The organism is Desulfosporosinus paludis, assembly GCF_045689965.1.
Lineage (GTDB): Bacteria > Bacillota > Desulfitobacteriia > Desulfitobacteriales > Desulfitobacteriaceae > Desulfosporosinus > Desulfosporosinus paludis.
This window is the reverse complement of record NZ_CP144211.1, coordinates 3,991,819-4,004,943: the sequence shown is the minus strand read 5'-3', so window position 1 is coordinate 4,004,943 and position 13,125 is coordinate 3,991,819. Positions and strand designations below refer to the sequence as shown.

At 42.0% G+C, this 13,125-nt stretch carries 10 protein-coding genes; 5 read left to right on the top strand and 5 right to left on the bottom strand.

The window, feature by feature from the left end; all coding sequences use genetic code 11:
* Positions 1 to 118: 118 nt before the first annotated feature.
* The 5 genes from ade to VZF35_RS19865 form a co-directional block, all read right to left on the bottom strand.
* Positions 119 to 1,885 carry an adenine deaminase gene (ade, locus tag VZF35_RS19885; RefSeq protein WP_407307752.1) on the bottom strand — a complete coding sequence of 589 codons (1,767 nt, stop codon included), beginning with the start codon at positions 1,883 to 1,885 and terminating at the stop codon, positions 119 to 121.
* Positions 1,886 to 1,895: 10 nt separating this feature from the next.
* Positions 1,896 to 2,828 carry an ABC transporter permease gene (locus VZF35_RS19880; RefSeq protein WP_407307750.1) on the bottom strand — a complete coding sequence of 311 codons (933 nt, stop codon included), beginning with the start codon at positions 2,826 to 2,828 and terminating at the stop codon, positions 1,896 to 1,898.
* Positions 2,829 to 2,832: 4 nt separating this feature from the next.
* Positions 2,833 to 3,906, bottom strand: coding sequence for an ABC transporter permease (locus VZF35_RS19875; protein WP_407307748.1), 1,074 nt, complete (start codon positions 3,904 to 3,906; stop codon positions 2,833 to 2,835).
* Positions 3,896 to 5,416: an ABC transporter ATP-binding protein gene (locus tag VZF35_RS19870; RefSeq protein ID WP_407307746.1), complete on the bottom strand. Its 1,521-nt coding sequence runs from the start codon at positions 5,414 to 5,416 to the stop codon at positions 3,896 to 3,898. Before VZF35_RS19870 ends, VZF35_RS19875 begins: the two co-directional genes overlap by 11 nt.
* Positions 5,417 to 5,498: 82 nt before the next feature.
* Positions 5,499 to 6,638: a BMP family ABC transporter substrate-binding protein gene (locus tag VZF35_RS19865; protein ID WP_407307744.1), complete on the bottom strand. Its 1,140-nt coding sequence runs from the start codon at positions 6,636 to 6,638 to the stop codon at positions 5,499 to 5,501.
* A gap of 674 nt (positions 6,639 to 7,312) precedes the next feature.
* Between VZF35_RS19865 and mch the strand changes: the two genes are divergently transcribed.
* The 5 genes from mch to VZF35_RS19840 all read left to right on the top strand — a co-directional run bounded on the left by mch (position 7,313) and on the right by VZF35_RS19840 (position 13,015).
* The gene (gene mch, locus VZF35_RS19860) at positions 7,313 to 8,281 is read left to right on the top strand and encodes a methenyltetrahydromethanopterin cyclohydrolase (RefSeq protein ID WP_407307742.1); all 969 of its coding nucleotides are present in this window, start codon (positions 7,313 to 7,315) and stop codon (positions 8,279 to 8,281) included.
* A 28-nt stretch (positions 8,282 to 8,309) separates the two neighbouring features.
* The gene (locus tag VZF35_RS19855) at positions 8,310 to 9,221 is read left to right on the top strand and encodes a ribonuclease Z (protein ID WP_407307739.1); all 912 of its coding nucleotides are present in this window, start codon (positions 8,310 to 8,312) and stop codon (positions 9,219 to 9,221) included.
* A gap of 348 nt (positions 9,222 to 9,569) precedes the next feature.
* Positions 9,570 to 10,676, top strand: a complete 1,107-nt coding sequence (locus tag VZF35_RS19850; RefSeq protein ID WP_407307737.1) for a DUF362 domain-containing protein — start codon at positions 9,570 to 9,572, stop codon at positions 10,674 to 10,676.
* 18 nt (positions 10,677 to 10,694) lie between these two features.
* On the top strand, positions 10,695 to 11,081 hold the full coding sequence (locus VZF35_RS19845; RefSeq protein ID WP_407307735.1) for a MerR family transcriptional regulator: 387 nt from the start codon (positions 10,695 to 10,697) through the stop codon (positions 11,079 to 11,081).
* Positions 11,082 to 11,413: 332 nt separating this feature from the next.
* Entirely contained in the window at positions 11,414 to 13,015 is a 1,602-nt protein-coding gene (locus VZF35_RS19840) for a methyl-accepting chemotaxis protein (protein WP_407307733.1), read from the top strand.
* The last annotated feature ends 110 nt before the right edge of the window (positions 13,016 to 13,125 follow it).

Genomic DNA, 13,125 nt, shown 5'->3' with positions numbered 1-13,125 from the left:
AGGCGGCTGCCTTAGTTGCCCTTATGCTTCAGAAAGCATACAACAAAGTTATACTTTCTGATTAGTACAAAAAGACTGAGGCAAAGCCTCAGTCTTTCTATTGCTTTTTTTGATGGGATCAGCATAGTTCTACATCAATTAATTTGTGATTCAGTACATCTATTAGCCCTAAGTCAGTCAGTCCCAATTTAGGCACTGTTGGTAAGGAAATAAAACAAAGGCTCATAAACGGGGATGGCAAGCGGCATCCTAGCTGTTGGGCTGCCGCATTGATCTCTTCAAGCTCTTTCAGGACAACTCCGGCTGGTTTCTCGCTCATCAAGCCACCGATAGGCAGTTCCATTTTAGCGAGGACTTGTCCTTCATTAACGACCACCATACCGCCCTGCAGCTCGTAAATCGCCTTTGCTGCCAAAGCCAAATCCTCATCATGAATGCCGACACACACGATATTATGATGATCATGAGACATGGACGTGGCTAAGGCGCCCTTTTTCAGCTGGAATCCCTTAACGAAACCGATTCCAACTCCTCCGGTCTTGCCATAACGCTCAACAATAGCCAGTTTTAAAACATCTTTTTCCAGGTTGCTAACTATTTTTCCGTTAGCTACGGCAAGTTCTTCTTGATCCCATTCATTGATAATTTGGTCATCATAAATGCGAATCACATTAACCCTTGTTGTCGGCCCCTGACCTTTGGCAGGAACAGCAAAGGAAGGGGCAGATATAGGCACTTTTAGTTTAACAGTCTCTTTTATCCATTTAGGATAGTTGCCGCGTCTGCTTTCCGCCACGAGATGACCTTTTTCAGCAACAACCTTCCCTTCATAAATAACCTTGACCGGCTTGATATTGGCTAAGTCTTTAACAAGCAAGATATCGGCCATTCTGCCAGGGGAGATACTCCCTATCTCGTCCTCCAAACGAAAATGCCTCGCTGAATTCAAGGTTGCCATTTGAATAGCTTGCATTGGCGGCATTCCCAGTGAAATTGCCTTATTGACGTTAAAATTAATATGACCTTCATCGCGAATATCAATAACATGCTTGTCATCTGTACAGAATATCAAATGTTCGTTGCTTAAGCCATGTTTAAGAACCCCAGCAATCAGCTCTTCAACATTACGTTCTGTGCTACCTTCCCGAAGCATCACTGTCATTCCTAGCTGCACTCTCTCTAAGAGCTGCTCATAAGAAACGCACTCATGGTCATCGGACATTCCCGCACTGGCATAGACGTTAAGCTCTTGTCCAACACGGCCAATAGCATGGCCATTAACAATTTTGCGGCGCTGCAAAGCTGAAGCAATTTTTTTAAGATATTCCTCTTTAATAAAGAGAACTTTGGATGGATCTAGTTCACCTAGACTAATGCTTTCCGGCCAATTCAGAATTTCTTCTACTTCAGCAAGCCCTAGGATACCACCCGTAGTCTCCAGACCTGGAGCCGTAGGGACTCTGGAAGATACTTGAATAAATGTTCGATAAGGGAGACCGGCGATGGAATTAAGCAGTACTTTTACACCGTCAATTCCCGCCACATTAGCGATTTCCATGAGATCAGCCATAATTGTCGTCGTACCGTGCGGTACGAGGACATCTGCCAAGGCCTCCGGGGAGAGCAGAGTGGTTTCAAAGTGCATATGCCCGTCAATCAAACCAGGAACAGCATACATTCCGCCACAATCAAGAGTTTCTCCAGCACTTAATGTTGCTTTCGGATCAATGGAAACAATTCGTCTCCCTTTAATATAAATATTGGTAGGATATACCTGGGACGAATAAACGTTCACCAGATTTACATTCTCCAGTTTTAGGTCACAATCGATCAAACTTAACCCAGCTTCAAGCACAGTCTTGATTTCTTCATAAGTTCGCAACACTCCACACCCCTTATCGTTCTTCACGTGAATAAGGGATTCCAAGTGCAGCAGGTGTCCCGGAACGCCTGTTTTTTGTTTCCCGAGTCGTGAGAACCAAAACTATAAATGTAAAAATATAAGGCAGCATCTGTAAAAAATAAGACGGAATCATAACTCCAAGAGCCTGGAGATGAAGCCCTAGCGAGGCAATAACGCCGAAGAGCCAGGCGCCCAACAGGGCACGGCCGGGATCCCAGACCGCGAAAATAACCAAGGCAACGGCAATCCAACCACGGCCTGCCGACATATTCTCCACCCAAGAAGGAGAATAAGCCAGTGATAAATAGGCGCCGCCGGCACCGGCAAGCATACCCCCTACAATAACAGCCGCATAGCGGATGAAGAAGATGTTGTGCCCTAATGCATCTACCGCCGAAGGATTTTCCCCCGCCGCTCTGAGAAGAAGGCCAACTTTAGTTTTATAAAAGACAAACCACAGTATGATAACAAGAATCACACTCAGGTAAACCATAAGATCCTGATCAAAAAGGATTTTGCCGATAACTGGAATTTCGGAAAGTATTGGGACAGCAACCGCCTTAAATGTGGACGTGGGCGGAATTCCAACCAAAGTACGCCCTAGATAAGCAGAAAGTCCAGTGCCAAAAATGGTCAGGGCAAGACCACTGGCCACTTGATTGGCTCGAAAAACAATCGCGATCACCGCATGAATTAGTGCCATAAGTCCGCCCGCACCCAAAGCTACTAACAAACCAAGCCATTTGTTTTGGGTAAAGGTCCCTACATAAAAAGCGCTTACAGCTCCTACGAGCATCATGCCTTCAACACCCAGATTTAAAATGCCTGAGCGTTCAGCGATGACTTCGCCAAGAGAAGCATATAAAATCGGAGTGCCTGCAACAACTCCAGCTGCCAGGATGGCGATTAGATAGTCTAAATTCATACCGTCATGCCTTCTTTCTTACCAAACGGTAATTATTAAAGATTTCGCCTGCCAGCACAAAAAATAAAATCGAGCCTTGGAACATCGAGACCATACTCGAAGGAAAACCTGAGGTCTGCAAACTGAAACCGCCTACCAGCAGCCCGCCCATCAAAAAGGATACGAGAAGGATACTCAAGGGATTCAGTCGAGCAAGCAGAGCAATAAGAATAGCGGTATAACCATAGCCGGGAGATATTGTCTGTTGTAAGCGGTGAAGCACTCCTGAAACTTCGGCCATTCCGGCTATGCCTGATAGGGCCCCACTTAAAAACATTACCATTAATACATTTTTAATATAATTCATGCCGGCATAATCGGCTGCTTTACGACTGGAACCACTGACGCGTATCTCATATCCCCATTTAGAATATTTGAGAATAAAAAACAGCACAATGGCAATGATCAGCATCAAAAAAAGTGCGTAACTGATGCGCGTGTTCCCAAAAACAGGGATCGTCGCACTCTGAGAAAACTCTTTGGTGAGAGGAAAATTGTTTCCTTTAGGATCCTTCCAAGGGCCGTAAACAAGGTAAGCAATCCAAAAATAGGCCACATAATTGAGCAAGAGAGAACTGATAGTTTCATTAACATTCCAAAATGCCTTTGGCAGAGCCGGAATCAACCCCCAGAGCCCACCACAGATAAAACCGGCGAGCAACATGAGCGGAAGCATTATTAGTTTTGGCAGATCCGAAAAAAATAAAGCAAAATAGGTTGCACCGAAAGCACCCATATAGAATTGACCTTCTGCTCCTATATTCCATAATTGCATGCGGAAAGCCAAAGAAACCCCGAGCGAGCAAAGTGCTAGTGGAATCATTTCTACGATCGTTTCGCTGAAGCCATAGATTGAGCCTACGGAGGATTGAAGAATCTCACTGTAAAGCTGCAATGGATCTTTTCCGGTGATCAACACAAAAAGACCTGCAAAGATAAGCCCCAGCACAATCGAGGTCACGGAGATAACAACCTTCTTGACTGCAGAGCTTGAATTTGTTTTCTTAATCTCCCAGCTTCCCAACAGTTTACGATTCATGAAGATCTACCTTTCTTTTGCCGGCCATCATCAGACCGATTTCTTCACGTGATGTTTCATTCGGTTTGACAACACCCATGATTTCTCCTCCGTGCATCACCAAGATACGATCTGTCATGGAAAGAATGTCTTCCAAGTCTTCCGAAATAAGGAGCACCGCCTTGCCCTTTTCGCTCTCTCCTATGAGCAATCGTTTTACATAATCCGTCGCGCCGATATCAAGGCCACGCATCGGATAAACAGCGATGATCAATCGTGGGTCGGAATCAATTTCACGCGCAAGTAATAACTTTTGAATGTTACCACCCGACATCATTTTAACTGGATTTGACGTGCTCGCCAGCCGAACATCAAATTTTCGAATCAGCTGTTCAGAGTCGCTTTTAACCTTATCCCAAGAGATAAAGGCACCAGGATACTTTCGATAGTTTTTAAGGGCTACATTTTCATAAGCGTTAAGGTCTGTTACTAGTCCTGTCGTCATACGATCCTCAGGCACATAGCTGATTCCAAGATCGATTCGCTTTTTACGTCCGGATTTTGTGCAATCCTTCCCACAGAAAGAAATGCTTCCTTGTTTAATTGAGCGCATACCTGCTACCGTTTCGGCAAGTTCCTTTTGTCCGTTGCCGTCAACACCGGCAACACCGAGTATTTCTCCTTCATATATATCGATTGAAATATTCTTCAATTTTAATAAACCATTGTCTCCCAAAGCTGATACATCAGCCAAGGTCATGATCTTATCCATTTTCGAAGTAATTTTCTTTTCCGTCTTGGCAGAGATATCTCTGCCAACCATCATTTTGGCTAGCTCTTTTTCATCCGTAGCTTTCGTCTGAACGGTTCCGATAGATTTACCATCTCGAAGAACGGTAATGCAATCCGTATTTTCTAAAACTTCATTCATTTTGTGAGAAATAATAACAATGGATTTACCGCTTTTAGCCATCTTTTGAAGTGTCGAATAGAGAGACCTGGCTTCCTGCGGCGTCAATACAGCGGTCGGCTCATCAAGGATCAGAAACTTGGCACCTAAGAGCAGTAATTTGATGATTTCCACCCTTTGTTGCTCACCAACCGAAAGCTGCCAAATTTTCGCCTTCGGATTAATAGTAAGTCCGAAGGCTTCAGATTGCTTAATGATCTGTTGTTCAATCTCTTTTAAGTTATAGATTTGTTTCAGGCTTTTTATACTGAGCATAACGTTTTCCGCTACTGTAAATGGCTTAACAAGTTTGAAATGCTGATGCACCATACCAATGCCATTGTTGACAGCATCTTTGGGCGATGAAAATTCAACCTTTTTCCCTTCAATATAGACCTCGCCCCCGTCAGGCCGATAAAGACCTGTAAGCACGCTCATTAACGTGCTTTTCCCCGCTCCATTCTCACCAAGCAGAGCATGAATTTCTCCTGGGTTTACGCTAAAAGAAACTTGATCATTGGCCAAGATTCCTGGGAATTCTTTTGTAATTTTGCGCATTTCCACCATGGGTGTATTCCCCATTGATCTCACCCTTTCAATATTACCGCAAACCGGCGAGAATCTCGCCGGTTTGCGGATAACATCATTCTTCTGTTATAGTTGGTTAAGATTTGGGAATTGTTCCCACAACACCTTTGACAAACCAATTGATGGAAAGAAGCATTTCATCAGTAGCCTTATCACCGTCTTTAATCTTCATGCTACCGCTTTGATCATAAACCGGTCCTGAGAAGGGATCAACTTTACCATCGATAATATCTTGTCTCTTTGCAGTAACGGTAGCTTGGAAGTCTTTATCAACTTTAGAACTGAAAGGCGTTATATCGATGACGCCGCCATCTTTAATTCCACCAAAATATTGTGTTGGTTTCCATGTTTTGTTCATAACGTCCTTAACAACTTGAACAAAGTACGGACCCCAATTGGATACATCACCGACGAGGATAGAATTAGGTGCGAATTTGGACATATCTGAGTCGTGTCCAACAGCAAGTACACCCCTGTCTTGGGCTGTCTGAGCGAAGGTCGGAGAGTCAACATGCATCGCGAGTACGTCTGCACCTGCGTCAATCAGACTATTGGCAGCAGTTTTTTCCGTCCCAGGATCGTTCCAAGAATTAGTCCAAACAACCTTAACCTGAACTTTAGGGTTAACCGACTGAGCGCCAAGAGTAAAGGCATCAATATTGCGAATAACTTCAGGCGTACCGAAGGGGGCAAGAAATCCGAGAACATTGCTCTTGGTGTATTTGCCTGCCACCATACCGGTGAGATATCGAGCTTGATAATCACGGTTAAAATATGTGCCCAAATTGTCTGTGGTTTTGTAGCCACTGCAATGTTCAAAGACTACATTGGGGAATTTTTTGGATACATTCACCATGTAATCCATGTAACCATAGCTGGTTCCAATAACAATATTATAGCCCTTTTGAGCAAGATCTGTGAAAACACGTTCACAGTCTGCAGTCTCAGGAACGTTTTCAACATAGGTTGTTTCAACGTTCTTCATATTCGTTTCCAAGTATTTTCTGCCCTGATCTTGAGCGTAGGTATAACCGAAGTCGCCGACTGGTCCAACATAGACAAAAGCGACTTTAATTTTCTGAGCAGTAGACTGGCTGCTTCCTTGGGAATCCGAACTAGCTGCCGGCTTATTGGCTTGGGAGCATCCGCTGAGCAATAATGTCATAATCATGACGAAGATCAGCATCTGAATGCTTATTTTCTTTGTTATTTTCATGCTCTTTCCTCCACCTATTTTTTAGAATAACTCTGCTTGAAAAAAGAAAAAAATCTCTTAATCATCCCTTCTTCCTGACTTGGCAGTCTAAAATTCACAAAAACTTATGCTGCATTGCCGTTTTTGTTTCCCAATCTTGGAAATGAGTCCCGGTAGAAATCACAGTATTGTGGAAATCTCTGATCGCAACTAACCTTGGTACTTTTAAATCGCCTAATCTCGGATCAATATCTTAAAATGCCAATGCCAATGGCAATGCAACCAAAATATGTTCAACTACATCTATTTTATTTATTATGTTAAACACAAAGTCATTCGTAAAATACAATAACATCAAACGTACTAAACTTCCGGCATAAAGTTAAAAAATATGTAATTTATTGACGAAATTTCCTTCTTCTTCCGCATATAAACCAAAAAGAAGTTATATATCCCGATTTGACCGAGAATTATAGCTTCTTTGCTATCTAATCTATTACATCAAGATTAGCTACGAACTAAATTATAATAGTTTTTGGCCGATAGTTCAAGTAGTCAAAGCCTAGGGAGGGCTTAATATCTTCAAGAGTCATAAGTCACCGGTGGTAGAGCTTTAAGGAATTTTATGATTGACATTGGGAATACTTAAGAGGTTTTCTGAAGAAAATCTGCTTTCATTATTGAAAGGTAACGTTATGCAATTACATTTAAACCAACTGCCTGAGCTTAGTCCCAACTGCCAAGCCTTCCCTTTCGTCGAGCAGCTCCTTACTAAAAAAGTACAACTTGGAATTAACGTCATCGAGCAACATGGTATAACAATTCTTGATTGCGGTGTAGAGGTATCGGGTGGCTGGGAAGCAGGGATTTTGTATGCGTCTGTATGCCTAGGAGGTCTAGCTAAGGTTAAACTACATTGGTCCAGCTTCAAGGATTTTTGCTGGCCTTCTGTTGAAGTAATAACGGACCACCCTGTTAGAGCTTGCCTTGCATCTCAGTACGCAGGCTGGCCCATTAAAAATGGTAAGGAGTTAGCCATGGGGTCTGGTCCGGGTCGTTCTATAGTCCATGCAGGTGAAATGTTTGAGAGATTAGGCTACAAAGATAATTCCGATACTGCAATCATTTGTTTGGAAAGTGAGACTCTGCCAACAGACGATGCTTTGAAACACATTCTCAACCTCTGCCAATGCGATCCAAAAAGTCTCTACATATTAGTAGCCCCCACTGCATCTTTGGTCGGCTCCGTTCAGGTAAGCGCAAGAGCATTAGAAACCGGCCTGTCTAAGCTGATGTTATTGGGCTATGATTTAGGAAAGATCATCTCTGGGTGGAGTATTTGTCCTCTTGCTCCGGTAGCAGGTGATACTCTTCGGGCTTTAGGCAGGACGAATGATGCGATCCTCTATGGTTCAACTGTATATTACCACCTCCGAGACGATGATAAGAACTTGAAATTACTAGTAAAGCAGGTTCCTTCGTCTTTTTCACGAGATTACGGACAACCTTTCGAAAAGATATACCAATCTTGCGGAGATTTCTATGATCTTGACCCATTAACTTTTAGTCCTGCGGAAGTATGGCTAAATAATTTAAACAGCGGCAATACTTTTCATGCTGGAACTATAAATATTGATATTTTGCGTCAGTCATTTGAAACGTAATTAATGGTTGTTCTGGTGAGGAGATATTATGCTTGATGTATGTTTGCTGGGAACAGGGGGTATGATGCCATTGCCGGGCAGGTGGCTGACATCCCTTCTTGTAAGGCATAATGGAAGAATGATCTTAATTGAAAGTGGTGAAGGAACTCAAATCCAGCTGAAAATGGCTCAATGGGGATTCAGAGCGATTGATGCTATCCTATTCACACATTATCATGCAGATCACATCGCCGGCTTGCCCGGACTGCTGCTTACGATTGGCAACTCAGGAAAGGAAGAGCCCTTAACCTTAATGGGACCTCCTGGTCTAAAAAGAATCGTTGAGGGATTAACTGTTATCGCACCTGCATTACCCTATGAGTTGAGCTTGCTTGAACTATCAGATACCGAACCCACGGAAACTTGTTTAAGTAATCTGAATATCAAAAGCTTACCGGTTGATCATACCCTTCCTTGCCTATCCTATAGCATCGAACTCAAAAGGCTAGGAAGATTTAACGTTGAGCAAGCGATGAACCTTAGAATTCCTATGAACTATTGGAATAGCCTCCAGCATGGCCTTGCAATAACACTAGAAGAAAAGACTATCAGCCCAGAAATGGTTCTTGGTGAACTAAGGAAAGGAATTAAAATTAGCTATTGTACAGATACAAGGCCAACTGAGGACTTAGTGAGATTTATTCAAAACTCAGATCTCTTCATTTGTGAAGGAATGTATGGCGATGAAGATGACTATGGTAAAGCTGTCAAAAACAAGCATATGATGTTTTCTGAAGCTGGATCACTTGCCAAACGAGGACATGTAACGGAGCTTTGGCTCACGCATTACAGTCCTTCTGTAAGAGATCCGGAAGAATATATCGAGATAGTGAGAACAACCTTTGGAAATTCTAGTGCGGGAAAAGATTTATGCACTAAGTCATTTAAATTCCAAGATTAAACAATAAAGTTAATACGCCGCTCTACTGCATTTCGCCCATAAATTTGTCAAGGGTTGAGGTTAAACCCTTGGATAATATAGAGCGGTTTTTTTGTTTTTGGTCTTTATTTTTTTTAGCATCTAAGGCTAAAATTTTTAATTAATAAATTTTAGTAGTTGCAAAAAAAATCGCTTGACTTAGAGTATACTCTAAGGTTTATGCTATCATAAGAACTGTACGTAATTTAACCTTAAAGGCATCAGGGTGAAGTTTTATTGTTTCATCACCTGCCTTTCTTTTTGGCTTTCAGAAGTAATGAGTACACAGAGCATTGATACTAACTTTTAATATTTGGAGGTTGTTAAGTTATGGAAAAATCGAAGGTGTATTTCACCGACTTGCACGTAACAGTGAAAGAAAATTTGCAGCAAAAATTGAACCGTTTAATCAAAACGGCAGGGATTGGTCAAATCGATTTTGATAAAAAATATGTAGCTATAAAAGTTCATTTTGGAGAACCAGGTAATTTAGCCTATCTACGCCCTAATTTCGCCAAAACAGTGGTGGATATTGTGAAAGGCCTGGGCGGGAACCCGTTTTTAACGGATTGCAATACCTTATATGTTGGTGGCAGAAAGAATGCGCTTGATCATCTGGATTCTGCTTATCTCAATGGTTTTTCACCCTTCTCTACAGGTTGTCATGTGCTGATCGGCGATGGATTAAAAGGTACCGATGAAATTTTAGTTCCTGTTGAAGGCGGCGAATATGTCAAAGAGGCAAAAATTGGCCATGCTATTATGGATGCCGATGTGTTAATTTCCCTGAATCATTTCAAAGGACATGAGCTAACCGGTTTCGGAGGCGCTCTTAAAAATATAGGTATGGGCTGTGGATCCCGAGCCGGAAAGATGGAAATGCACAGCAATGGGAAGCCCCATGTTTCTCATGAACAATGTGTTGGCTGCGCCATGTGTACTAAAATCTGCGCCCATGGTGCTATTACCGTTATGGAGCGCAAGGCATCCATTGATCACAGTAAATGTGTCGGTTGTGGACGCTGTATTGGTATCTGCCCTACAAGCGCGATTATGGCCGCTTGGGATGAGTCTAATGACATTTTGAACAAAAAAATGGCGGAATACACTTGGGCCGTACTGCATGAACGTCCCCATTTTCACGTCAGTTTAGTCATTGATGTTTCTCCTTTCTGCGACTGCCATGCTGAGAACGATATACCGATTGTTCCAAATGTAGGTATGTTTGCCTCTTTTGACCCGATAGCACTCGATGTTGCTTGCGCTGATGCTGTAAACCGTCAGCCTGTTATGGCGGGCAGTCTTCTTGAAAAAAGCCTCCGCAACCATCACGACCATTTTACAGATATCGGCCCAAATACCGACTGGAGAGTAGGAATGGACCACGCGGTAAAACTAGGTCTGGGTAATAAAGACTATGAATTGATTACTATCTAAAATAGAGGAGATTTACCTATGGGGTATACAATTAGCCAAGTCGCTGAAAAATTTGATCTTACTGCACATACCATACGGTATTATGACAAAGAAGGACTGCTCCCGTTTGTAGATCGAAGCAAAGCGGGAAACAGGGAATTTTCAGACAACGACCTTGACTGGCTGAAGCTCATCTGTTGTTTGAAAAACACCGGAATGCCCCTTAAACAAATCAAGCAATATATTGAATGGTGTTTGCTTGGGGATGATACCCTGGAAATTCGCAGACAGATGTTTATAGACCATCGCAAAGAAGTACTCAAACAAATGGATGACTTGAGAGAAAATCTTAAAACCATTGATTATAAGCTGGAATTTTATGATACGGTTTGCAAGGTCAAACCTGACAATAAGCAATGCATTTGAGGGAACACAAACAAATAATTTATTAAAGATGGGCAAAGGAAAAGCTTCTTTACGGTCAATGAAATGTCATGGCCGTAGGGAAGCTTTTTGAAATTCCTTAATTTCTGCGCCTTTAATCCATAGTGAGTATTTAAAGATGAATGTTCCTTCTAGTCCTAAAGTACTATTTTAATTGAAATTCGACAGTATTCGAGTGATTTATATTGTATAAATCACTAGTAAGTGCTAGACTTCAAATGAATACAATTAAGTTTTTTGTTCTAAATGTGAATTATATGCTTTATTTCTATTTCACATAAAGGTGGTAATGAATCATAGCTAGAAATGCAAACGTGAGTATCCTTCAGAAAAAACGTGGTTTAGAAATCATTGAGCGTATTGCCAAAGAGTTAGAGAGCATTTTAGATCAGTATGAAGATTGGGAAGGTGCCCTCGAACCACTAAAAGAAGCGATTGACCGGAACCTCGGTGATAATGAATTTTTATTACTTTGTGATTTAAACGGGTTAGCTCTCGTTCATTCGAATCGTTTAAGAGAAGGTCTTTATTTTAATAATGAGACAGAACTAAAAGGCGCTCAATGTACCCAACCCATTACCCAGATTTATCATCGTAATACGGGAGAAGTATTACTTGACGCTGCCTGCCCAATTTTCGTCAAAGGCAACCATGTCTACGGTGTACGTCTAGGTATTCCTCTTCATAAAGGCCAACTCACAAAACAAGTGTACTTAGGGATGCTTCCTCTATTTTTGCTCGGTGGAACCTGGGTAATTTTAAGTTCTTTTTCATTGATGTCCATTTGCACTACTATCATCGTTTTAGGGATGCAAGCTCTCTATAGTTACTGGCTGAAGAATAAATTAGCAACTGCTTTACAGGAAGCATTCAAGGTTACTAAAGCGATTGCTAAGGGGAATTTGAAAACTAGGGCTAAAGCCCATTCGGAAGATGAATTGGGAAACTTATCGTATGAGGTAAACAAGGTCTCCATTGGAATGACATCCATTATCACGGATCTGGCCTCTATTTCTGAGAAAGCTCAAGATATGAGTCAAACTCAAGCTACTCATGCCCGCACATTAATTGAAAATCAGGAAACCTTTGCCGCTACCTTAGAAGAGTTTAGTGCAGGTGCTACGGAACAAATTCAAGGCATGGAGAAAGCCCAAATCCAAGTGGATGAGATCCAATCCGCTTCTCAGAGTATCTTAGCAAGTACTCATGAGGTTCTTTCTCTAGCAACCTCTGCTAAAGCTACAAGCCAAGACGGAACTCTAGCTGTCAATGAAGCGATTCGTGAGATGGAAGTCATTTATCAAGTCACTGAGCAAGCAAATCATTCGATTTTAAATTTAGCCGAGCAAGCACAAAAGATAGGGGACATCATTTCAGTCATTAATGGAATCTCAGCTCAGACTAATTTATTAGCCCTCAATGCCGCGATTGAAGCAGCCAGAGCTGGGGAACATGGCAGAGGGTTTTCTGTAGTAGCTGAAGAAGTACGAAAACTTGCAGACAGCTCAGCTCATTCCTCCCATCAAATAATGCAGCTTATTTCCAATGTACAAGAAATGGTTGCTGCAACTGTAGAAAATATCAGTCAAGGAATGGGTGTGGTAAACCAGGGCAAAACAGTGATGGAACAAGCCGGAAAAGCAATCACCACTCTTGACGAAGTCATTAACGCGACGTCGTCAAAAGTGGAAGAGAATCTTCAAAATGCCAACCAATTGTTAAATCAGAGTCAACTTTTAGCCGAAGCTCAAAGGATAGCAACGACTATAGCAAGTCAATTTGCAGAAGGAGCAACTCAATCAGCCACCGCAGCAGAACAACAAATGACCTCAACTCAAGAAATCGTTGCCATCTCTTCGGATTTAGCTAAAACTTCTGTGCACTTACACCAAGTCATTCAACGCTTTGAATGGTAAAATAGTCTATCGTATATTCAGACAAGGACTGACATCGCTTAGGTGTCAGTTTTTTAGTTCATACGATTATAAATTAGGGTCTAGTTGTCCATTAACTCCATTAATTGGTC